Here is a 22,666-nt window from a genome sequence, read left to right on the forward strand (position 1 = left end):
CGGAGCCCTGGCGCGGCGCGCTGGATATGGTGTGCACCTGCGTACGGACTTTAAGGGGCAGTAGTGAACGACGGCGGTCAGAGGCAGTTCGGCCCGCTCGGCAGAGTCTTGGTGATCATCCCGACCTACAACGAGGCCGAGAACGTCAAGCTGATCGTCGCCCGGGTGCGCGCCGCCGTTCCGGAAGCGGACATCCTCGTCGCCGACGACAACAGCCCCGACGGCACGGGCAAGGTCGCCGACGAGCTCGCGGCAGGTGACGAGCAGGTGCACGTGCTGCACCGCAAGGGCAAGGAAGGGCTCGGCGCCGCCTACCTGGCCGGCTTCCGCTGGGGCTCCGAGCACGGCTACGGCGTCCTGGTCGAGATGGACGCGGACGGCTCGCACCAGCCCGAGGAACTGCCGAGGCTCCTCACCGCGCTGAAGGGGGCCGACCTGGTCCTCGGCTCGCGATGGGTGCCCGGCGGCCGGGTGGTGAACTGGCCCAGGCACCGCGAGATGATCTCGCGCGGCGGCAGCCTCTACTCCCGGATGCTGCTCGGCCTCTCCGTCCGCGACGTGACCGGCGGCTACCGCGCCTTCCGTACGCCGACACTGGAGGGCCTGGGTCTGGAGGAGGTCGCCTCGCAGGGCTACTGCTTCCAGGTCGACCTCGCCCGGCGGGCCGTCGAGGCCGGGTACCACGTCGTCGAGGTGCCGATCACGTTCATGGAGCGCGAGATCGGCGACTCCAAGATGAGCCGGGACATCCTCGTCGAGGCGCTGTGGCGGGTCACCGGCTGGGGCATCACGGGCCGGGCCAACAAGGTGCTGGGCCGCAAGGGCCCCTGACGGCCATGATCACCCCCTTACGCCGCTCGGACGCGGGTCCAGGCACACTGGGGGCATGACGACCGGCACACCGCCTCCGACCCGTCCACGGCGCTCACGCGCCCGTACCCTCCTGCCGCTGGGCCTCGCCGCCTGGCTCGTGCTGGAGATCTGGCTGCTGACGGCGGTGGCCGACGCGGCGAACGGTTTCACCGTGCTGCTGATCCTGGTCGCCGGCGCCGTGCTCGGTGCCGCGGTGATCAAGCGGGCGGGCCGACGGGCCTTCCGCGCGCTCACCGAGACCCTCCAGCAGATGCCGGGGCAGCCCGGCGCGTCCACCGGCCCCGCCGCCGCGCCCACGGAAAGCAAGGGCAACGGCCTCCTGATGCTCGGCGGCCTGCTCCTGATGATCCCGGGCATGATCTCCGACGTGGCGGGGCTGCTGCTCCTGCTGCCTCCGGTCCGCTCGGTCCTCGGCCGGTACGCCGAGCGTTCCCTGGACCGGCGCATGCGGAGGGCGGCCCCCGGCGGCTTCTCGGACGCCTTCCAGCAGGCGCGTATCCACCGTCCCGACGGCAAGGTCGTCCAGGGCGAGGTCATCCGCGAGGACGGCGCTCCCGCACGCTCCGACGAGGGACCGGGCGCGGACCGCCCGCCGCTCACGGGCTGACCGGGAGCCGGAACCGCCCGCTCCTGACGGGCCGGCCCGGGCACCTGAGGCCGGGCCGGGCCGTCAGTCGTGAGAGCGGCGGAACCGCCCGGGAACCGTGAGGCCTGGAAAGGCGCGGGACCAGGAGAGCTGGCCGCCGTGGGCGGACGCACGAAAGCCGCGGGGCCGTGCCACAGAATCTGTGGCACGGCCCCGCGGCTCGATCAGTGCGGTGCTGCGCGGTCAGGCAGACTTCCTGCTGTCCCGCGGGTGCACGGCGATGTTCATGGCTCCGGAGCGCAGAACCGCCAGCCTCTCGGCCAGCACCTCCTCCAGCTCCTCGCGGGTGCGCCGCTCCATGAGCATGTCCCAGTGCGTGCGCGCAGGCTTGCCCTTCTTCTCCTCGGGGCCATCCCCGTCCACCAGGAGTGCCGTGGCGCCGCACGCCTTGCACTCCCACTCCGGCGGAATTTCCGCCTCTACCGAGAACGGCATCTCAAATCGATGGCCGTTCGGGCATGCGTACTCCACCGCCTGGCGCGGGGCCAGATCGATGCCGCGGTCCGTCTCGTAGCTGGTAACCACGAGTCGCGTGCCGCGGAGAGCTCGCTCACTCATGAATCGTGCCTCCCGGGCTTGTCGCCCACAGGACAGGTGTCGCTGTCGTCGTCATCCGGTCAACGTCCGGTCGGCGGCAAAGATTCCCGTTGCCGGTCATGCGTCGCCCGTCGTGCCGCTGCTTTGTCTGGGTTGAATACCCTCCGCTGCCCGGTTTGTCACCTCTGGTTGAAGTTGTCACCCAACGGTTCGACGTCTTCCACTCGCAGTAACGGTCCTCCGGGCAGGCCAAAGGCGTACACTACCGGCCTTTCACTTCAACGTCTAAATCCGTTCAGGGACGGCGTTGCCCGCGGCGGCCACGGCGGCCCGAACGGGGACCCTCGCCAGCAGCACGGCACCGAGCGCGAAGAAGGCCACCAGGGACAGGAGGGCGTCCCGGTAGCTGCCGGTCAGCTGGTAGCAGAGGCCGAAGACCAGGGGCCCCAGCCAGCTCAGGCCCCGGTCGCTCATCTCGTAGGCCGAGAAGTACTCGGCCTCCTTGCCGCGCGGCACCAGATGCGAGAACAGCGACCGCGAGAGCGCCTGGCTGCCGCCCAGGACGAGACCGATCGCCGCCGCCAGCGTGTAGAAGAAGACCGGAGCTCCGGCGGGCAGCACGTAGGCCGCGGCGAGGATCAGCGTCCACACGGCCAGCGAGACCAGGATCGTGCGCTTGGCGCCGTACAGGCGGGCGAGCCGCCCCATGCCGAGAGCCCCCGCTACGGCCAGCACCTGCACGAGCAGGACCGCGGTGATCAAGGTCGTCTGGTCGAGTCCGAGCTCCTCGGAGCCGTACAGGGAGGCCTGGGAGATCACCGTCTGGACGCCGTCGTTGTAGACCAGATAGGCGAGCAGGAACGACAGGGTGAGCGGGTGGCGGCGCATGTCCCGCAGCGTCGCCCGCAGCTGGCGCCAGCCGGAACCGACCGAACCCTCGCCTCCGGAAGTCACCCGCCGGTCGCGCAGCCTCCGCAGCGGCACCAGGGCGAAGGCCCCCCACCAGACGCCCGCCGAGGCGAGACAGATCCGGACCGCGTCCGACTCGGAGAGCCCGAAGGAGTCGTGGCCCGTGAAGAGGACCAGGTTCATCACGAGGACGAGCGCGCCCGAGGTGTACCCGAAGGCCCAGCCCCGCGAGGACACCGCGTCCCGCTCCTCCGGCGTGGCGATCTGCGGGAGGTAGGCGTTGTACAGGGCCATCGACACGGAGATCGACGCGTTCGCCACGATCAGCAGGAGGGCCCCCAGCAGGTAGCGGTGGCCGTCCAGGAAGAACATGCAGGCCGTCGCCGTCGCACCCGTGTACGCCGCCGCCGCCAGCAGCGGCTTCTTGCGCCCGGTGCGGTCCGCCGCCGCGCCCGCGACCGGCATGACGATCACCGCCACGACGATGGACACCGACACGGCGTACGCGAAGAGCGAGCCCGCCCGCACGGGTATCCCCAGCGGATGGACGAATCCGTCCGCGTCCGCGGCCGCCTTGGCGATCGACGTCAGATAGGGGCCCAGGAAGACCGTGAGGACACTGGTCGAATACACGGAGCACGCGAAGTCGTAGAAGTACCAGCCGCGTTGCTCGCGCCTGCGCTCCTCCGCGCCGACAGGGTGCCCCGCCGGATCCGCCGTGCCTGCGGTCTCGGTGCTCACGCCGCGCCCCCTCGCTCGTTCCGTGCGGACGCGGCGGGTCCCGGCGTCAGGCCCATGCCCCCCGCTCGCTCAGCACCGTGCGCAGCGTCTCGATGTGATCGGTCATGATGCCATCCACGCCGAGGTCGAGAAGGGCCGCCATCCGATCCGGTGCGTTGACGGTCCAGACATGGACCTGCAGGCCCCGCGCGTGCGCCGTGCGGACGAAGCCGCGGTCGACGACGCGGATTCCGTTCTGGGTCTCGGGGACCTGCGCGCAGACCGCGCCGGCCCGCAGCGCCGCCGGTATGCCGTACGAGCGCAGCCGCAGCCCGAGCACTCCACGTACGCCGTAGGAGGTGGCCAGCCGATCGCCCCCGAGGCGGTGCGCCCTGGCCACGCGCGCTTCCGAGAACGACCCCACGCACACGCGGTCCCAGGCGCCGGTCCTGCGGATCAGGCCGACCAGCGGGGCGAGGGCGGGCTCCGCCTTGATGTCCACGTTCCAGCGGGCCCCGGGGAACTCCTCCAGCAGCTCCTCGAAGAGCGGCAGCGGTTCGCTGCCCGCCACCCGCGCCCTGCGGACCTCGCTCCAGGGGAGCGCGGCGATCCGGCCCCGGGAATCCGTCACCCGGTCAAGGGTGGGGTCGTGGAAGGCGACCAGGCGGCCGTCCGCCGTGGCGTGCACGTCGGTCTCGAAGTAGCGGTAGCCCGCGTCGGCTGCCCGCCGGAACGCGGCTGCCGTGTTCTCCAGCCCGTCCGCCGCCCCGCCGCGATGGGCGAAGGGGATCGTCGAAGGGTGGTCCAGGTACGGATGGCGTCCAGAAGTCACTGCGGTCACCGCGGAAGTATCGCCCCTCGCGGTGACCTCCCGGCAACGGCCCGGGAATCGGTGTCCGGCGCGGGGAGGGCGAAGAAGCGCAGGAAGAACTGTGCGAGCGGGCCGATGGCCAGCGCGTAGAGGACGGTTCCCACGCCCAGAGAACCGCCGAGCAGGAAGCCGGTCACCACGACGGCCACCTCGATCGCCGTACGCACGAGCCGGATGGACCGGCCCGTGAGCCGGTTCAGCCCCGTCATGAGGCCGTCGCGCGGTCCGGGTCCGAAGCGCGCCGAGATGTACAGGCCGGTGGCGACGCCGTTCAGTACGATCCCCGCGGCCATCACCGCGATCCGCGACCAGAGCCCGTGCGCGTCCGGCACCAGGGCGAGTGTGCCGTCCATCGCGAGTCCCACGGCGAAGACGTTGGAGACGGTGCCCAGCCCCGGCCGCTGCCTGAGCGGGATCCACAGGAGCAGGACGACCGCTCCGACGACGATGGAGACGACCCCGATGGAGATGCCGGTGCGCTCCGCCAGCCCCTGGTGCAGGACCCCCCACGGTTCGAGCCCGAGGCCGGCGCGGACGAGCAGCGCCGAACTCGCTCCGTACAGAGCGAGGCCCGCGTAGAGATGGATCAGCCGCCGGGTGAGCCGACGGCTGCTCCGGACGGTGGGATCGGACACGTGGTGCCCCCTGTGTGGTCGGAGTGGACTGTTGCGTGTCACTCTGTGGCAGGGGATTGGCTTCCAACTATGGCCAATCCGAGGAAGGTGGACTGATATCCATGGCGCAGTGGACTTCGACGGTCGGTGCGGCGCAGCTCGCACGGCAGCTCCAGGCCCAGCAGGCCCGCCCCCTGGCGCCCGGCACCCGTAAGCCCCCGGCCTACCGCGCCCTGGCCGACGGTGTGCGGCTGCTGGTCCTGGAAGGCCGGGTCCCGGTCGCCGCGCGGCTGCCGGCCGAGCGGGAGCTCGCGCTGGCCCTCTCGCTCAGCCGCACCACCGTCGCCGCAGCCTACGAGGCCCTGCGGGCGGAGGGATTCCTTGAGTCGCGCCGTGGAGCCGGCAGCTGGACCGCGGTCCCGGCCGGCAACCCGCTCCCCGCCCGCGGCCTCGAACCCCTGCCCCCCGAGTCGCTCGGCTCGATGATCGACCTGGGCTGCGCCTCGCTGCCCGCCCCCGAACCGTGGCTGACCCGCGCCGTCCAGGGCGCGCTGGAGGAACTGCCGCCGTACGCCCACACCCACGGCGACTATCCCGCGGGGCTGCCCGCCCTGCGCCAGATGATCGCGGACCGCTACACCGAGCGCGGCATCCCCACGATGCCGGAGCAGATCATGGTGACCACCGGGGCGATGGGAGCCATCGACGCCATCTGCCACCTGTTCGCCGGCCGTGGCGAACGCATCGCCGTGGAGTCACCCAGCTACGCCAACATCCTCCAGCTCATGCGGGAGGCGGGTGCGCGGCTGGTGCCCGTGGCGATGGAGGAAGGGCTGGGCGGCTGGGACATGAACCGCTGGCGGCAGGTGCTGCGGGACGCGGCGCCGAGGCTCGCCTACGTCGTCGCGGACTTCCACAACCCGACCGGCGCCCTGGCCGACGAACAGCAGCGCCGCGCCCTGGTCGAGGCGGCCCGCTCCGCGGGCACGGTCCTGGTGGTCGACGAGACCATGAACGAGCTGTATCTCGACGCCGACGTGGACATGCCGCGCAGGGTCTGCGGGTTCGACCCCGCGGGCAGCACCGTGCTGACCGTCGGGTCCGCGAGCAAGGCCTTCTGGGCCGGCATGCGGATCGGGTGGGTGCGAGCCGCGCCCGACGTGATCCGCAGCCTGGTCTCGGCGCGCGCGTACGCCGACATGGGGACCCCCGTGCTGGAGCAGCTCGCCATCAACTGGCTGATGCGCACGGGCGGCTGGGAACAGGCCGTGGCGGTGCGGCGCGACCAGGCACGGGAGAACAGGGACGACCTGGTGCGGGCGCTGCGCCGGGAGCTGCCCGACTGGGAGTTCGAGGTGCCGCGGGGCGGCCTCACGCTCTGGGTCCGCACCGGCGGGCTCTCCGGATCCCGGCTCGCGGTGGCCGGCGAGCGGGTCGGCGTACGCGTCCCGTCGGGGCCCCGGTTCGGGGTCGACGGTGCCTTCGAGGGCTATGTGCGGCTGCCCTTCACCGTGGGAGGGCCGGTGGCGGACGAGGCGGCACTTCGGCTCGCCGCGGCAGCCGAGCTGGTCGGCTCCGGGGCGAGCTCCAGCGCGGAGGCACCCCGGACGTTCGTGGCCTGAGACTCACGGCTCACGGCGCCGCGGCTGTCCGGGCCCGGGGCCCGGGGGTGCACGCCCTCACGGCGCCCCGGCTGTCCGGCGTCCGGGTGCACACGCTCACGGCCCCGGGCCTTCGGCGTCCGGGGACCGTGAACGAGCCGTCCGCGCTCAGGACGGCGTCAGGGGCGGGGTTCTCAGCCCTCCGCGACCGCGGGCGTCGCGACGAGCTTGTCCGTGTGGACGGGCGAGGCCTCGGTGGCGCGGGGCTCGGACCTCTCCCGCACCGCCGGCGCCGCGCCCGGCAGCAGGTCGAGTACCGCCTGCCGGTGCGCCTCGCTCGTGGCGGGGTCGTACGGGTCCGGGGTGGCCGGCACCTGGAGCCGCAGGACCGGTCCCGTACCCAGCCGGGTGTAGCCGCGTCCCGGCGGTACGTCGGCGGTGGGGGTCGTGTGGGGCTCCGTTCCCAGCACCGCTTCCACCTCCTCGCGGGTCGCGGGGCCGAGTACGACCCGGGCCCTGGTGTGGGTCCGCACGGCCTCGGTGAGGGAGTCCAGGCTGTCGAACTGGTCGGCGACGACGACCGTCACACCGGCGGCGCGGCCGTGCCGCAGCGGGACCTGGAGCAGTTCCTGCGGGTCCTGCCTGCCGTCGGCCGCCGCCAGGTGCCCCAGCACGCTCGGGCGGTCCAGCAGGAGCCAGAGGGGGCGCTTGATGTCCTCAGGCTCGGGGTGCCCGGCCTGTCGCGCCCGGTTGGCGGCGATGAGCCGCCGCTCGGTCTCGTGCGCCGCCCACTCGAGCGTCGCCAGGGCCCCGGCCAGCCCGCATTCCACGGCCAGCACACCGTCCCTGCCGGCCAGGAAGCCGTACTCGCCGGTGCCGCCGCCCTCGACGACGAGGACGTCGCCGTCCCGGAGCGCCTGCAGGGCCAGGGAGCGCATCAGGGTCGTGGAGCCGCTCCCGGGGTGCCCGGCGATCAGCAGGTGCGGCTCGGTGGACCGGCTTCCGGTCCGCCAGATCACGGGGGAGGCGTCCCGTCCCGTGTCGCCGTCCTGGACCGGCACCGTGCGCTGGACCGCGTCGGCGTCGGTGAAGCCCAGCACGGTCTCACCGGGGGCGGTGACGAAGCGCTGGGCGGCGATCGAGGTGGGGAGCGCGGCGAGCACGGTCATGAGGAGCTGGTTGCTCTCCTCGTCCCAGGCGAAGTGGTATTCGCGGCCTCGGCCCGACTTGGCGTGCAGCACCTGCTCGACCCGGGCGCGGGACTCGGGGTCGCCGTCCGTGAAGTACGCCGGATAGGTCACCTGGAGCCGGGTGAGGCGGCCGTTGCCGTCGAAGGCGTACGAGGTGCCGAAGACCTTCTCCCAGTCGCCGCCGTGGGAGAACAGCGGGCCGGGGTCGTCGGGCGCGGAGAAGTGCGGGACGAGCGCCTCGTACAGAGCCCGGAGCCGCGCGGTCTCCGCCTCGTCGGGTCCCGTCCTCACGGGGGTGCGCTCGCGGCCCCGCCACGCGGCAGCGCCCATCACCGAGATGAGGGCCAGCAGGGGCCCGTAGGGGATGAGCGCCACCGTCAGCACGCAGGCCGCGACGAGGAACAGCACGTGCCCGCGCCGTTCCCTGGGCGTCGCGGCCCACTTCTGCCGCCCTGCTCCCGCCAGCAGCCGCAGACCCCGGGTGACCGTGATCAGTGGATGGAGGACGTCGGTGGCGTTGTCGGCGGCCGTGCGCGCGATCTCGCGACCGCGGGTGATCGAAGCGCTGCCGCTGCTCAGAATGCGGGGGAGTGGTCGCCGGGCCACGTCGGTCTCCTGGAGAGGTGGGAGCGGTTTCGGAGCGTCAGAACTTGATCCCGCCCAGCATGCTGGCGAGGCTCGCCCCGCCGGCCGTGATGCTGGGGGCGATGGCTGTGCCGGCGAGGTAGAAGCCGAACAGAGCGCAGATGAGGGCGTGGGAGGCCTTGAGTCCGTCCTTCTTGAAGAACAGGAAGACGATGATGCCGAGCAGTACCACGCCGGAGATCGAGAGGATCATGAGCGGTTCTCCTGGTTGAGGGGACAGTCACCATGAGTACTTCCAGGATCACAACATGTACCTATACGATAAAAGGTGCAAGTGAGTGAATAACCTTCCATTTCACTCCACCGGTGGGTGAAAAGCGCCGCCGCCGGGAGCCCGACGGGCGGTGGAGGGCCCGCTCCCGCCCGGGCATCACGCGGGACGCCGTGATCTTCCGCCGCTCCGGGGCAGACTGACGGCGGCCATGGAGCAGTACCCTGTCGATTCACTCGTACGGCCCCCGCCGTACGTCCCCACCAGCTCAGACCATGCAATGGAAGGCGGTCCGTCCGATGAGCGAAGCCCTTGATCCCGAGGTGGTCGAGCTGGCGGCCAAGGTCTTCGACCTGGCCCGCCGGGGCGAGAGCGACGCGCTCGCCGCCTACGTCGACGCGGGCGTCCCCGCGAACCTCACCAACGACCGCGGCGACTCCCTGCTGATGCTCGCCGCCTACCACGGGCACGCGCCCGCCGTGGCGGCGCTCGCGGACCGCGGTGCCGACCCGGACCGGGCCAACGACCGCGGCCAGACGCCCTTGGCCGGAGCCGTCTTCAAGGGCGAGCGCGGAGTGATCGACACCCTGCTCGCCGCGGGGGCCGATCCGGCCGCCGGAACACCGTCCGCGGTGGACACCGCGAGGATGTTCGGCAAGGACGACCTGCTGGAACTCTTCGGTGCGCGCTGAGACACCGTCCCGGCCCCGGCCCGGCCGGGGCGCCGTAAATGTGGTCGCGTCGGCGAAATGGGTGGGTCATCATGACGTCGCGGGTCCGCTCAGGACCACCGACGAGAGGCAGAGGAAGATGAGCACCAGGCAGAAGACGGCGGTCGGCCGATCATGTTGCTGCGCGGCCTAGGGGATGTCACCCCGGCACATGGAACAGCACAGTCCCGGTTGCGTCGACAGCTTGATGTGAGGCTTTCCCCATGTTCGATCCGTTCATAGCGCCGAGCGGCACCCTGCTCGGCCTGCTGCAGAGGGGCCGTGGCGACGGCACGCTCCACGCGCTCGCCGCCCCCCGCCCCGAGGCCCTCGCGGCTCTCAACCACTGCGTCCTGAGCGATCCTCGTCATGACTGGCAGCTCGAGAACCGCTCCCTCTACTACGCGCGCCTCTACCTCGATCTCGACGGCGGCGTCGAAGAGATCGAGCGGCACCTGTGGGACCCCGAGGACCACCTCGACACCGAGGACTCCCGCACCGGCCTCGCCCTGTCCGTGCTGGGGCACCTGGCCTCCTACGGCAGGGACGACGCCCTCGCGCTCCTGCGGCGTTACGCGGCCACCGGGTCCAACTGGGCCTGGGCGCTCGACGAACTCGCCCTGCGGGACGACGACGCCGGGCTGCGCTCCCTCGCCGAGCCCGTGCTCGCCCGCTTCCCCGCGACCACCGACGGCACCGCCGAGCTGGCCACCGCCGTACGGGACGCCTTCGAGCCCCGCCCGTGGCGGCTGTGGGCCGACGACCCCCGTGAAGCGGTCGGGGCCCGGATCAGGGCCGCGACGGAGCAGGGCTCCTTCGACCGATGGCAGCGGCAGATGCGGCCGGGCGGCCCACGCCCCGGCTGGAGCGTGCAGGCGGTCTTCGACTGGGCCCAGGAAGGACTGGAGCGCGGCAGCGTCCTCCACGTGCCCGCGGCACGCTGCCTGTCCGCGGTCGCGGGCGCCGAGGACCGGCCCCTGATCGTCGAGACGGCCCGCAGCGGCTCCGAGGGCGCCCGCTGCGCCGCCCTGCACTACCTGGCGGAGGCACGGGACCCCGCCGTGCTCGACCTCGTCGAGCTGGCCGTCGCCGACCCGTCCCGCACCGTCGCCGAGGCAGCCGTGGCCGCGTTCGAGCGCATGTGCGGAGAAGCGGCCGTCGAACGGGCCAGGCGGTGGGCCCATCGCCCCGACGACCTCGGATCGTCGGCGGCCGGAGTGCTGGCCTGCCGGGGAACGGGCCGGGACGCCCCGCTCGTCCTCGCCGCCCTGCGCGAGGCCGTGAGGGGCGAGGGCCCCGACGCGCCCCGCCTCTGGAACCTCGTCGACGGCACGGGCCGCCTCGGCATCGTCTGCGCCGCACCCGTCCTGCGCCACGTGTACCGGGAGACCTCGTCCTCGCACCTGCGGGGCCGGGCCGCCCGCGCGCTGGCCGCCACCGACCCGTCCTTCGCCACCGGCTTCGCCGTCGAATGCCTGTGGGACTGCGAGGAGACCACCCGGGAACTGGCCGCGCTCCACGCGGAGACCGGGGACATCAGGGTCGCCGAGCGACTGCGGCGCCTCGCCGCCGACCCGGCCGAGGAGGCCGAGGTCCAGACCGCGGTGCGCAGCAGGATCGGACCCGACGCACCCGCCGTCTGAGCCGGCGCTCCGCTGACCGACGGAGCCCGGACGCCGCGCGCGGGGGGCGCGCGGCGCACAGCTCACGGGACGTTCCCCGGGCGGACAGATCCACGTCGCAAGGGGCACTCCCGGCGCGCCGGCACCCGCCACCGAGCCGGGTGGCCGCAGCTCACCGCCTCGCCGCGCAGGGCATCGCCTCGCCACACAGGGCACCGGATGGCCGCCCGCAGGAGTACGGACCTGGCGCCCGAGCTCCTGGGCCTCGCGACGGCCGAGGCCGTCCACCGGGCGCGCGGCGCCGGCGCCCGGCTCGACGCCCGCGGCGGAAGCGGCGCTGCCGGAGGCCCGGGCCGGGCTCACCCGAACGCCCTCTCTGCGGGGGTTCCTCCCCCACGCGAGAATGGAGGGATGACCGGACGCTGGGAGTTCTGGATCGACCGCGGCGGCACCTTCACGGACGTGGTGGGACGCGACCCCGGCGGTCACCTGGTCTCGCGCAAGCTGCTCTCGCATGACCCCGGCCGCAGGCAGGACGCCGCCGTCGCCGGAATCCGGCTGCTCCTCGGCCTCGGCCCTCGCGAGCCCGTCCCCGCCGACCGGGTCGCGAGCGTCAAGATGGGCACCACCGTCGCTACCAACGCCCTCCTGGAGCGGCGGGGTGAGCCGACCCTACTCGTCGTCACCGAAGGCTTCCGGGACGCCCTGAAGATCGCGTACCAGAACAGGCCACGCCTCTTCGACCGCCGCATCCTCCTGCCGGAGACCGTGTACGACCGCGTCGTCGAGATTCCGGAACGCCTGGACGCCCGGGGAGGCACCGTGCGCCCCCTGGACCGCGCCACCGTGGCCGAGCGGCTGAGGGCCGCCGCGGACGACGGGCTGCGCAGCGCGGCCGTCGTGCTCATGCACGGCTACCGCCACCCGGACCACGAGAGGGCCGTCGCGGATCTGGCGAGGGAGGCGGGCTTCACCCAGGTCAGCTGCTCGCACGAGGTCAGCCCGCTGATCAAGCTGGTGCCGCGCGGCGACACCACCGTCGTCGATGCCTATCTCTCGCCGATCCTGCGCCGGTACGTCGACGAGGTGGCCGCCGAACTGGCCGGCATCCGCCTGATGTTCATGCAGTCCAACGGCGGACTGCGCGAGGCCGCGCACTTCCGGGGCAAGGACGCCGTGCTCTCCGGCCCCGCCGGGGGCGTCGTCGGCATGGCGCGTACGTCCGAGGAGGCGGGACACGACCGGGTCATCGGCTTCGACATGGGCGGCACCTCGACCGATGTGTCGCACTACGCGGGCGAGTTCGAGCGCGAGCTCGGAACCGAGGTGGCAGGGGTGCGGATGAGCGCGCCCATGATGAGCATCCACACCGTCGCCGCGGGAGGCGGGTCCGTCCTCCACTTCGACGGCAGGCGCTACCGGGTGGGCCCCGACTCGGCGGGGGCCGACCCGGGGCCCGCCTGCTACCGCCGGGGCGGGCCGCTCACCGTGACCGACGCCAACGTGATGCTCGGCCGCATCCGGCCGGACCACTTCCCGGCGGTCTTCGGTCCGGCGGGTGACCAGCCGCTCGACGCCCCCCTCGTGCGGGAACGCTTCGGCGCACTGGCGCGCGAGGTGTCGCACGCCACCGGCCGCGACCGGAGCGCGGCGGAGGTGGCCGCGGGGTTCCTGGAGATCGCCGTGCTGAACATGGCGAACGCGGTGAAGAAGATCTCCGTCCAGCGGGGCCACGACATCACCCGCTACGCGCTCACCGGATTCGGCGGGGCGGGAGGGCAGCACGTCTGCGCCGTCGCCGACGCCCTGGGCATCGACACGGTCCTCGTACCGCCGCTCGCCGGGGTCCTCTCCGCGTACGGCATCGGCCTCGCCGACGCCACCGCGATGCGCGAGCAGTCGGTCGAGGCCGAGCTGAGCGAGGAGACCAGGAGCCGCGTCGAGGAGATCTCCGACAGCCTCGCCGCGCGCGCCCGCGCCGATCTCCGTGCCGACGGGGTCCCCGACGGCGCCATCGGCACCCGGGCGCGGATCCTCCTGCGCTACGCCGGGACGGACGCCGCCCTGCCCGTCGCACCCGGCACGGCCGTGGCCATGGGCGAGGAGTTCGGCGCCGCGCACCGGGCCCGCTACGGGTTCACCATGGACAAACCCCTGGTGGTCGAGACCGTCTCCGTGGAGGCCACCGGGACCGCGGGACCCCCCGTCCCGCACGTCCTTGGAGGGGACCCGCGCGAAGACCCTCCCGAGCCGCTCGGCAGCGTCCGGATGCACATCGGGGGCGGATGGCGCGAGGCCGGGCTGTACCGGCGGGAAGCACTGGGGCCCGACGCCACCGTGACCGGCCCCGCACTCGTCACCGAGGACGACGCCACGACCGTCGTCGCCCCCGGCTGGCAGGCCACGACGGGACGGACCGGGCACCTCGTGCTGCGCCGGAAGGACCCGCGACCCGAACGGACCGCGGTCGGCACCCGGGTGGACCCGGTCATGCTCGAAGTCTTCAACAACCTCTTCATGTCGATCGCCGAACAGATGGGGGTGCGCCTGGAGAACACGGCGCACTCCGTCAACATCAAGGAGCGCCTGGACTTCTCGTGCGCCCTGTTCGACGCGGAAGGCGGACTGGTCGCCAACGCCCCCCACATCCCGGTCCACCTGGGATCGATGGGGGAATCCATCAAGGAGGTCCTGCGGCGCAACGAGGGCACCTTGCGCCCAGGCGACGTCTACGCCGTCAACGACCCCTATCACGGCGGTACCCATCTGCCCGACGTGACCGTCGTGACGCCGGTGTTCGACGATCCGGCGCACGGGCGGGAGCGGCGCCTGCGCTTCCTGGTGGCGTCGCGCGGCCACCACGCGGAGATCGGCGGCATCACACCCGGCTCCATGCCCGCCTTCAGCCGTACGGTCCACGAGGAGGGCGTCCTCTTCGACAACTGGCTGCTGGTACGCGACGGAAGACTGCGCGAGGCGGAGACCCGGGAACTCCTCACCGGTGCGGCATACCCCTCCCGTGACCCCGGCACCAACCTCGCGGACCTGCGCGCCCAGATCGCCGCCAACGAGAAGGGCATCGAGGAACTGCGCCGTATGACCGGCCAGTTCGGCCAGGAGGTCGTCGAGGCCTACATGGGCCACGTCCAGGACAACGCGGAGGAGTCCGTACGGCGCCTCGTCGCAGGCCTCCGCGACGGCTCCTGCCGCTACGAGACCGACAACGGCGCCGTCGTCCAGGTGACCGTGACCGTGGACCGCGACGCCCGCCGGGCCGTCCTCGACTTCACCGGCACCTCCCCCCAGCAGCCGGGCAACTTCAACGCCCCCACATCCGTGGTCATGGCGGCCGTGCTCTACGTGTTCCGGACGCTCGTCGACGAGGACATCCCGCTCAACAGCGGCTGCCTGAAGCCCCTGGACATCCGCGTCCCCGAAGGGTCGATGCTGGCCCCGGTCCACCCCGCCGCGACCGTCGCGGGCAACGTGGAGACCTCCCAGGCCGTCACCGGGGCCCTGTACGCCGCCCTCGGCGTCCAGGCGGAGGGATCGGGCACCATGAACAACCTCACCTTCGGCAACGACCGCGTCCAGTACTACGAGACCGTGGCCTCCGGATCCGGCGCAGGGGACGGCTTCGACGGAGCGGACGCCGTGCAGACCCACATGACCAACTCCCGGCTCACCGACCCGGAGATCCTGGAGTGGCGCTACCCGGTGCTGCTCGAGAGCTTCCGCGTACGCGAGGGGAGCGGCGGCACGGGCCGGTGGCACGGGGGGCGGGGCGTGGAACGCAGGATCCGCTTCCTCGAACCCGTCACCGTCGCCCTGCTGTCCGGGCACCGCAGGGTGGCCCCCTACGGCATGGCCGGCGGCGGGCCCGGGGCGCTCGGCGAGCAGTACGTCGCACGTGCCGACGGCACCACCGTCACCTCGCTCGACGGCTGCGACACCGCCGAGCTGGACGCCGGGGACGTCCTCGTGCTGCGCACCCCGGGAGGGGGCGGATACGGGCGGACGTGAGCGGTCGCTTCCGCACCGTTTCGACCGTTGTCGGTGTGAGGACCTAATCTGTGCAGCGTGACTTCGCCTGCCGACACCAGCGCCGCTGCGCCCCAGCTCAGCGCGGGACCGAGGCCCGCCCCGGGGCCCGCCGCCGATGAGGGGCTCTCGCGTCGGCTCCGCGCGCTCGCCTGCACCGCTCCGCTGCACGACCTCGACGTACGCAAGGCGAATCTGGCCGGTGAGTACACGGTCTACGCGATGGCCGAAGTCGCCCTGGCCGCGATCGACCTGGTCACCCTGAACATGGACTTCGACACGGGCGCCGACCACGACCAGATAGTGGCCAGGCTGCTTCCCCGGGTCGCCGCCCAGGCACCCCGCCGCCCCGTCACCGAACACGAACGGGTCGCCCGCTGGGTCCTGGAGAACCTGATCAACGTCGGCAGCGTGGACCGGGGATTCCGCGCGGTGTACGGCACCTTCGGGCCCGACGGGGTCTACGTGCGCAGGGACTACGACTTCAAGCTCATCGAGGAAGTGCCCGGTCACGGCGGCAGCGTGTTCCTCCGGGCCACCGACGAGGCCGTCAACGTCCTGGTCGGGGCGCTGGACACCGATGTCACCAGCGCCCAGATCGCCGCCGAGGTGAAGCTGGAGGTGCTCATCAGCAGGGGCCGCCTCGCCGACGCCCAGCTCGCCGCCGAACAGGCCCGCTACCGCACCGTGCAGTACGCGGAGACGCTCCGCAGGACACTCGAGGCGACCCGGCGCAACGTCCGCGCGGTCGACTGGCTGAACGCCGTCCCCGACATGATCACCGAAGCGCTGGACCACGTCGCCGACCGCTACCGCCACGAGAACGCGATCCTCACGAACATCCGTAAGGCCCGGGACGAGGCGGAGGAGCCCGAGCACAAGCGCCGCGCGGCCGAGCTCGTCGACATCGTCAAGGACTGCATCCGCCGCCACACGCAGCTCCAGTCGAGACTGCTGGAGGCGGGACCGCTCTTCCGCGCGGAGCAGGACCGGCAGGCGTTCGCCACCCCCACCGCACGGGCCGGCCTCGACCTGTACGGCCAGCTCGTCGCCCCGCTGCTGCCGCTCCCCGTGGAGGAGGCGAGCCGGGTCACCGACGCGTTCTTCGCCCATGGCACCGGGCTGCGCCTTGCCCCGTCGGTCCGCGTCGGGGACCTGGTCGACCTGCTGCTGACGCCTCCGGTGGAGCGGGAGCACCTGGGCGCCGAGATGCCCGAACCCGACCTCATCGCCACCCCCGACGACAGCCGGTTCAGCGAGGGGCAGCTCGCGAGCGCCATGGAGCTGCTCGACCTGGAGCACGACGCCCCACGCCGGCTCTCCGGGCTCCTCGCCGAGGCCCGGCTCAGCGACCCCGAACTGCCCTACCTGGTCGCCCTGCTCGCCGTGCACGCGGCCAGCCCTCCGGTGGGCACGGCCTACCGCCAGGGTGAGCGGCGGCTGCTGTTCGCCGTGGACGACGGCACCCCGCTGGAGGACCACGAATTCGGCGGCGCCGACCTGATAGTGGGCACGGCACTCCTGGACGCGGCGGGCATGGCGGCGGACCGCAAGGACGCCTCATGACCGTCCGTACCGCCGCTCCACCGCGAGCGGAGGGTGGCGCTCCCGTCCGTACCGCCGCTCCAGGGTGGCCCGAGCGCGGCGCCCCCGTCCGCACCGTCACCCCACGGCCGCCCGAGCGCGGCACCCCCACAGACACCGAGGAGTCACCGAGTTGAGCGAGCAGCACGCCGAGCACACCGACGCGTGGGGGGACCCGCCCTTCCCGCAGGCGGCCGACGCCGCACGGCAGGCCGCTCCCGCCGCTGTCACCCCCGCCGACGCGGCCGACGCGGCGCGGCTCGTCTCCTTCGGGCTCCAGCCCAAGCTGATGCCCGCGCGCGACGCCGAATACGCCGAACTGCTCCGCCGCTACCGCGAGGAGCCCGCCTTCGCGCGGCTCGCCGACGCGGTCGCCACCGGTCTCGGACTCGTCGTCCTGGAGGTCTCCACGCGTGCGGGCATGGCCGTGACCGCGGCCGAGGACTCTGTCTTCGCCGTACGCATGGGCGACTACGCGCGCCGCGCCTCGACCGACTCCGCCGACCGCTTCCTGCACGGCCTCGCCCACCTCGCCGTCGCCGCCATGGCCTTCCCGCGCCCGGAGGACCTCGCCGACGACTCCTACATCGGCCGCATCACGGTCAACGGCGTCGACGCCTTCGTGCGCCAGGCCTGCCGGCGACTGGAGGAGCGCGCCGAGGAACAGGGGGACAACACCGACCCGGCCACCGACGCCCCCGGCCTCGAGTCGGGGTGGCGGATCTACGCCCGCCGCAGCTCCACCGGCGCGACCAAGGACGCCCGCAGACTCGCCGGATCCACCACCGGCATCATCGGCAAGGCCGTCGCCTTCCTCACCGACTCGGGCTTCCTCCAGCGCACCGGCGACGACGCGGGCGGCGCGTACCGCACCACCGCCCGCTACCAGCTCCAGGTGCGCGACATGGCGGGCAGCGCCGCCATGGCCGAACTCCTGGATCTCGGCGTCGTCCCGGTCACCGACGGCTCGGCCACCCTGCTGCCCCCACCCGACGCCGAAGGCCTGGAGCTCGCCGCCGACGCGGGGCTCCCCTTCCACTCCTGAGACGCCCCGCTCCTCCTGAACCGCCCCCCCCGAGGGACCCGCCTCCGCCGCCGGAGCGGGTGCCCGCCCGCCGCCTGAACGACGAGAGTCCGCCGCCATGTACGAGTTGTCCCGGGTCCGCCTCTACTCCATCGGGCCCGCCGGTGCGCGCTACGCCGACACCGTGCTCGACCTGCGCGGAGTCGGCGAGCCCGTTCCCAGGCCCGCGCCGGCCCAGGCGGAGTTCTTCGAGGAGGAGCCCATCGGGCCTCCCCGCCGCCCGGCACCCGCGGGAGTGCTGTTCCTGGAGAACGGCGGCGGCAAGTCGGTCCTGCTCAAGCTGATCTTCTCCGTGATGCTGCCGGGCCACCGCAACACCCTGGGCGGCGCCAGTTCCGGTGTCCTGCGCAAGTTCCTGCTCGCCGACGACTGCGGGCACGTGGCACTGGAGTGGCAGCACACGCTGACCGGCGAGTGCGTGGTCGTCGGCAAGGTCAGCGAGTGGCGCGGACGGCAGGTCTCCAACGACCCCCGCAAGTTCGCCGAGGCGTGGTACTCCTTCCGTCCCGGCCCCGGCCTCAGCCTCGACAGCCTCCCCGTCGCCGAGGCCACCACGGTGGGCCGCCCGGCCGAGGGGGTCTCGGGCGCCCGCGGCCGGCGCCGCACCATGAAGGGCTTCCGGGACGCCCTCACGGACGCGGGCAAGTTCTACCCGCACCTCGACGTGCACTGGGAAGAGATCCACGACCGCTGGAACGAACACCTCGGCGACCTCGGCCTCGACCCCGAACTCTTCCGCTACCAGCGCGAGATGAACGCCGACGAGGGTGAGGCGGCGGGGCTCTTCGCCGTCAAGAAGGACTCCGACTTCACCGACCTGCTGCTGCGGGCCGTCACCGACACCCGCGACACGGACGGCCTCGCCGACCTCGTCAGCGGCTTCGGCAACAAGCTCGGCCGCCGTGCCGAGCTCACCGCCGAGCGTGACTTCACGGCGGGCTCCGTCGACCTGCTGGGCAGGATCGTCGAGGCCACCGCCACCCGGGCCCGCAGCCGTGACGTCCACGCCGGAGCCGAGCGGCGCACCCGCACCCTGGTGCGCAGGCTCTCCGGCCGGGCCGCCGAGGAGCGTGACCGTACCGCCGAGCTGGCCCGGGAGGTGACGGCCGCCGCCCACACCGTCACCGAGGCCGAGAGGACCCGGGGCCACCGGGACCTGGTGGCCGCCGAACTGGCCTACCGGCACGCCTCCCTCGCCCTCGCCGCCGCGGAGAAGAGCGCGGCTGCCCAACGCCGTGAGCTGGGCGAGGCGCGAACTTTGCACGCCGCGTGGCAGGCCGCCGAGGCGGTCCTGCGTCACCGTGCCGCCGCCGACCGTTCGGCCCGCGTCGCCTCGGCCATCCAGGAGGCCGAGCGCGACGCGGCCCCGGCCCTCGCGGCCCGCGCCACCGCCGCCGCCGATCTCGTACGCGCCCTGCACACCGCCGCCGAGGCGGGGGAGCGGGTGGCCGACGAGGAGGAGGAGCGCTCCGCGACCCTGCAGAGCGTCGGCGAGACGGCGCACCGGGATGCCACCACCGCGGCCACCGAGGCGCAGCGCGCCCGCAGCGAGGCCGGTCACCTGCGACAGCGCCTCGCCGAGGTCGAGCAGGAGACCGCCGAGGCCGTCCGGGCCGGCTGGCTGGACGACTCCGCGCCGGACGCCGACCCGGCCCGCGCGGCCCTCGCCGCCAACGACGCGGAGAAGTCGGCCGTCGCCGCCTGGGACACCGCGCGCGAGGCGGCCCGCGCCACCGCCGACCAGGCGCGTGAGGCGGCGGCGGCGGAGAGCCGCACCGAGCTCGCCGCCGCCCGCGCCGCAGACGGCGCCCAGGCCGCCGAGCAGTCCTACGAGGCCGAGCGCAGGGCCGCGGAGTCGATCGCCGCCGAACCCCGCCTCGCCGATCTGCTGGGGCTCCCCACCGCGGCCGGCGCCGACGTGCCCCGCCCTCGCAGGGCCGCCGCGCCGGACGGCGCGGCCGAGGGGGAGGACGCCGCTGCCGGGCAGGCGCGGTTCCTCACCGCGGAGGAGTTCGACAACAGCGCCGACGAGCTGCGGGAACTCCTGGACCAGGGCATCGCCACCGCCGAACGCAGGCTCTTCGACCTGCGCACCGCGGCGGCCGACGACTCCCGCATCCTCGGGGCCCTGGGCGACGGCGGCCTGCTGCCCCCGGGGCCTGACGTCCTCGCCACCGTCGAGCACCTCGGCGAGCACGGCATCCCGGCCCTGCCCGGCTGGCGTTACCTCGCCCAGGCCGTCGACCCCGCGGACCACGCCTCGGTCCTGGCCACCCGTCCGGAGCTCGTCGACGGCGTCGTCATCACCGACCCGGACGCGCACTCCCGGGCACGGGAGGTCCTCGCGGACGCCGCCCTGCTGCCGCGGTCGGCCGTGGCCGTCGGTACCACCGCGGCCCTGCTCGCCCCCGTACAGGCGTCAGGTGCCACCGACGGAGTGTTCCTCGTTCCGCCGAACCCCGCGATGCACGACGAACACGCCGCCGACGAGGAGCGCCAGGCGCTCAGGGCCCGGGCCGCCGCCCGCGACGAGGACATCAGGGCGCTCGCGGCCCGGCTCACCGCCGACCGCTCGCTGGCCTCCCGCATCGGATCCTGGCGTGCGGACTGCCCGCCCGGCATGCTCGCCGAGCTCGGCGAGGCCGCGCGCACCGCCCGCGCCGCCGCCGAGACCGCGGCGGACGCACTCGCCGAGGCGCGCACCCTCCGGGCCGAGGCCGACGAGGCCGCCGCCGACGCCGCGCGCGTGCGCGAGGAGCGGCAGGAGGCGGCCCAGCGCGCCCGACGCGCCGCCGACGCGCTCGCCGGCCTCGCCCACCGCCTCCGCGACCGGGCCGGCTGGCAGGCGCGGCTCCGCGAACTGACCGACGAGGCGGCCGAGTCCGAGGCCCGCGCCACGGCATGCCTGGAGCGGGCGCGCGCCGCCGACGAGGACCGCAGGGCGGCCCAGCGCGCCGCCGACGACGCCCACCGCACCGCCCGGGCGCTGCGCGCCGAGCGCGCCGAGATCGCCGGAGCGCCGGAGACCCTCCCGGAGCCGGACCCAGCCGCCCCGCGCACCTCACTCCCCGCTCTGCGCGAGGCCTACCGTGCCGCGTCCCGGCTGTACGAGAAGGTCGGCGTCGGCGCGGATCTGCGCGCGGAGCAGGCACGCGCCGAGAGCGACGAGAGCGCAGCGCTGGCCGAACTGGACCGCCTCACCAACAAGGTCCGTACCCGCGCCGCCCAGCTCCTCGAAGGCACCGACGGCGCCGACGGGCCCTCCCGGCAGGCAGCCGCGGCCCGCGCCGAGTCCCTCGTCCAGATCCTGGAAGCCCGGGCGTCCGCCGCGAGCGAGCAGCTCGGCCGTCTGCGGGGCGAGGCCGAGCGGCTCGCGCCGGCCGACGAGGCGCCGCACCACACCGAGCTCCCCGCCGATCTCGTCCCCGCCGACGCCGAGCAGGCCCAGATCCTGCTGCGTACGGCCACCGCCGAACTGGCCTCCGCCACCGCCGCACTGGACACCGCACGCGCGGCCCACGCCGAACTGCTGCGCGCGCACCGCACCGCCGAGGACTCCGCGAGCGGCTTCGACGAGACCGCGGCGCTCCTGCGCGACCTGCTGAGGGATCACGGCGCGGACGACGAGACGGAGGCCCCCGACCCGTACCCCGGCACCCTGGAGGAGGCCAGGCAGTCGGCCGCCGAGGCCCGCCGCTCACTGCGCGGCTGCGCCACCGACCTGTCCGCGGCGGAGAGTTCCGTACGGGAGGCGAGCGACGTCCTCGTACGGCACGCCAACTCCACCCGCTACGAACAGGTACGCACCCCGGCCCGTCAGCAGATCCGGGAGCTCCCCGCGGTCGCGCTGCCCGATCACGCGGAGAAGTGGGCCGCGGCCTTCGCGCCCCGGCTGCGCGTGCTCACCGATGAACTGGCACAGCTGGAGCGCAATCGCGACTCCATCGTGGACCGGCTCCGCGGCCTCGTGGAATCCGCCCTCACCACCCTGCGCTCCGCCCAGCGGCTGTCCCAGCTCCCCGAGGGACTGGGGGAGTGGTCGGGCCAGGAGTTCCTCCGGATCCGCTTCGAGGAACCCGACCAGGCGACGCTCACCGAGCGGCTCGGCGAGGTCATCGACGAGGCCACCCACGCCGCGCTCAAGAAGAATTCCGACCTGCGCAGGGACGGCATGTCCCTCCTGCTGCGCGGAGTCCAGGCGGCCCTGCAGCCCAAGGGCATCGCGGTGGAGATCCTGAAGCCGGACGCGGTGCTGCGGGCCGAGCGCGTCCCCGTCGGGCAGATGGGCGACGTCTTCTCCGGCGGCCAGTTGCTCACCGCCGCGATCGCGCTCTACTGCACGATGGCCGCGCTGCGCAGCAACGACAGAGGACGCGACCGGCACCGCCACGCGGGCACGCTTTTCCTCGACAACCCGATCGGCCGCGCCAACGCCACCTACCTGCTGGAACTGCAACGCGCGGTCTCCGACGCCCTGGGGGTCCAGCTCCTCTACACGACCGGGCTGTTCGACACGACGGCGCTCGCCGAATTCCCGCTGGTCATCCGGCTGCGCAACGACGCCGACCTGCGAGCGGGGCTGAAGTACATCAGCGTGGAGGAGCACCTGCGGCCCGGACTGCCCCAGCAGGACCCCGAGGGCGAGACCGTGCACGGCGAGATCACCGCGACCCGGATGTTCCGGCGGACCGGCCAGGCGCAGGGCGCCCCGGCCGGGGCTCAGGTCCCGGAGATGCGTACGGAGACGGCCCAGGCACCGGTCACGCCGTGACCGCACCGATCAGGCCGTGACCCCCCCCCGGGGCGAG

At 73.5% G+C, this 22,666-nt stretch carries 15 protein-coding genes; 9 read left to right on the plus strand and 6 right to left on the minus strand.

Features of this window, described 5'->3' with window-relative positions; genetic code table 11:
- Positions 1 to 63 precede the first annotated feature (63 nt).
- Positions 64 to 831 carry a polyprenol monophosphomannose synthase gene (locus ACFY8O_RS23475; protein ID WP_145812505.1) on the plus strand — a complete coding sequence of 256 codons (768 nt, stop codon included), beginning with the start codon at positions 64 to 66 and terminating at the stop codon, positions 829 to 831.
- Positions 832 to 886: 55 nt separating this feature from the next.
- Positions 887 to 1,480, plus strand: a complete 594-nt coding sequence (gene fxsA / locus ACFY8O_RS23480; RefSeq protein WP_387905310.1) for an FxsA family membrane protein — start codon at positions 887 to 889, stop codon at positions 1,478 to 1,480.
- 222 nt (positions 1,481 to 1,702) lie between these two features.
- Here fxsA and ACFY8O_RS23485 read toward each other — a convergent pair whose 3' ends face one another.
- The 4 genes from ACFY8O_RS23485 to yczE all read right to left on the minus strand — a co-directional run bounded on the left by ACFY8O_RS23485 (position 1,703) and on the right by yczE (position 5,191).
- Positions 1,703 to 2,077, minus strand: a complete 375-nt coding sequence (locus ACFY8O_RS23485; protein ID WP_014044757.1) for an RNA polymerase-binding protein RbpA — start codon at positions 2,075 to 2,077, stop codon at positions 1,703 to 1,705.
- Between the two features lie 264 nt (positions 2,078 to 2,341).
- Complete coding sequence (locus ACFY8O_RS23490; RefSeq protein WP_387905313.1) at positions 2,342 to 3,706, minus strand: MFS transporter; 1,365 nt, start codon at positions 3,704 to 3,706, stop codon at positions 2,342 to 2,344.
- A 46-nt stretch (positions 3,707 to 3,752) separates the two neighbouring features.
- On the minus strand, positions 3,753 to 4,517 hold the full coding sequence (locus tag ACFY8O_RS23495) for a glycerophosphodiester phosphodiesterase family protein (protein ID WP_387905396.1): 765 nt from the start codon (positions 4,515 to 4,517) through the stop codon (positions 3,753 to 3,755).
- A 5-nt stretch (positions 4,518 to 4,522) separates the two neighbouring features.
- The gene (yczE, locus tag ACFY8O_RS23500; protein ID WP_145812511.1) at positions 4,523 to 5,191 is read right to left on the minus strand and encodes a membrane protein YczE; all 669 of its coding nucleotides are present in this window, start codon (positions 5,189 to 5,191) and stop codon (positions 4,523 to 4,525) included.
- A gap of 101 nt (positions 5,192 to 5,292) precedes the next feature.
- Between yczE and ACFY8O_RS23505 the strand changes: the two genes are divergently transcribed.
- Positions 5,293 to 6,792, plus strand: a complete 1,500-nt coding sequence (locus tag ACFY8O_RS23505) for an SCO1417 family MocR-like transcription factor (protein ID WP_145812513.1) — start codon at positions 5,293 to 5,295, stop codon at positions 6,790 to 6,792.
- Between the two features lie 173 nt (positions 6,793 to 6,965).
- Here ACFY8O_RS23505 and ACFY8O_RS23510 read toward each other — a convergent pair whose 3' ends face one another.
- Both ACFY8O_RS23510 and ACFY8O_RS23515 read right to left on the minus strand, forming a co-directional pair.
- On the minus strand, positions 6,966 to 8,567 hold the full coding sequence (locus ACFY8O_RS23510; protein WP_387905317.1) for a hypothetical protein: 1,602 nt from the start codon (positions 8,565 to 8,567) through the stop codon (positions 6,966 to 6,968).
- A gap of 37 nt (positions 8,568 to 8,604) precedes the next feature.
- Complete coding sequence (locus ACFY8O_RS23515) at positions 8,605 to 8,799, minus strand: hypothetical protein (protein ID WP_014044751.1); 195 nt, start codon at positions 8,797 to 8,799, stop codon at positions 8,605 to 8,607.
- Positions 8,800 to 9,116: 317 nt separating this feature from the next.
- Here ACFY8O_RS23515 and ACFY8O_RS23520 point away from each other — a divergent pair, with 317 nt between their 5' ends.
- The 6 genes from ACFY8O_RS23520 (at position 9,117) to ACFY8O_RS23545 (ending at position 22,629) form a co-directional block, all read left to right on the plus strand.
- Positions 9,117 to 9,509 (plus strand): ankyrin repeat domain-containing protein, encoded by a 393-nt coding sequence (locus tag ACFY8O_RS23520; RefSeq protein WP_387905321.1) that lies wholly within the window; start codon positions 9,117 to 9,119, stop codon positions 9,507 to 9,509.
- 242 nt (positions 9,510 to 9,751) lie between these two features.
- Positions 9,752 to 11,170 carry a HEAT repeat domain-containing protein gene (locus tag ACFY8O_RS23525; RefSeq protein ID WP_145812525.1) on the plus strand — a complete coding sequence of 473 codons (1,419 nt, stop codon included), beginning with the start codon at positions 9,752 to 9,754 and terminating at the stop codon, positions 11,168 to 11,170.
- Positions 11,171 to 11,560: 390 nt separating this feature from the next.
- Positions 11,561 to 15,172 (plus strand): hydantoinase B/oxoprolinase family protein, encoded by a 3,612-nt coding sequence (locus ACFY8O_RS23530; RefSeq protein WP_387905324.1) that lies wholly within the window; start codon positions 11,561 to 11,563, stop codon positions 15,170 to 15,172.
- Between the two features lie 57 nt (positions 15,173 to 15,229).
- On the plus strand, positions 15,230 to 16,756 hold the full coding sequence (locus ACFY8O_RS23535; protein ID WP_387905326.1) for a hypothetical protein: 1,527 nt from the start codon (positions 15,230 to 15,232) through the stop codon (positions 16,754 to 16,756).
- Between the two features lie 151 nt (positions 16,757 to 16,907).
- Positions 16,908 to 17,819 (plus strand): hypothetical protein, encoded by a 912-nt coding sequence (locus ACFY8O_RS23540; RefSeq protein WP_387905328.1) that lies wholly within the window; start codon positions 16,908 to 16,910, stop codon positions 17,817 to 17,819.
- Positions 17,820 to 17,916: 97 nt separating this feature from the next.
- Complete coding sequence (locus ACFY8O_RS23545) at positions 17,917 to 22,629, plus strand: hypothetical protein (protein WP_387905331.1); 4,713 nt, start codon at positions 17,917 to 17,919, stop codon at positions 22,627 to 22,629.
- Positions 22,630 to 22,666 lie beyond the last annotated feature (37 nt).

The sequence above is a fragment of the Streptomyces argenteolus genome (assembly GCF_042902585.1).
In the GTDB taxonomy this organism is placed as follows: Bacteria; Actinomycetota; Actinomycetes; order Streptomycetales; family Streptomycetaceae; genus Streptomyces; species Streptomyces argenteolus.

What these genes read in the sequence shown, in the direction of transcription:
- fxsA (WP_387905310.1), top strand. Translation starts at nt 887, where the DNA reads ATGACGACCGGCACACCGCCTCCGACCCGTCCACGGCGCTCACGCGCC.
- ACFY8O_RS23485 (WP_014044757.1), bottom strand. Translation starts at nt 2,077, where the DNA reads ATGAGTGAGCGAGCTCTCCGCGGCACGCGACTCGTGGTTACCAGCTAC.
- ACFY8O_RS23505 (WP_145812513.1), top strand. Translation starts at nt 5,293, where the DNA reads ATGGCGCAGTGGACTTCGACGGTCGGTGCGGCGCAGCTCGCACGGCAG.
- ACFY8O_RS23515 (WP_014044751.1), bottom strand. Translation starts at nt 8,799, where the DNA reads ATGATCCTCTCGATCTCCGGCGTGGTACTGCTCGGCATCATCGTCTTC.
- ACFY8O_RS23520 (WP_387905321.1), top strand. Translation starts at nt 9,117, where the DNA reads ATGAGCGAAGCCCTTGATCCCGAGGTGGTCGAGCTGGCGGCCAAGGTC.
- ACFY8O_RS23525 (WP_145812525.1), top strand. Translation starts at nt 9,752, where the DNA reads ATGTTCGATCCGTTCATAGCGCCGAGCGGCACCCTGCTCGGCCTGCTG.
- ACFY8O_RS23530 (WP_387905324.1), top strand. Translation starts at nt 11,561, where the DNA reads ATGACCGGACGCTGGGAGTTCTGGATCGACCGCGGCGGCACCTTCACG.
- ACFY8O_RS23545 (WP_387905331.1), top strand. Translation starts at nt 17,917, where the DNA reads ATGTACGAGTTGTCCCGGGTCCGCCTCTACTCCATCGGGCCCGCCGGT.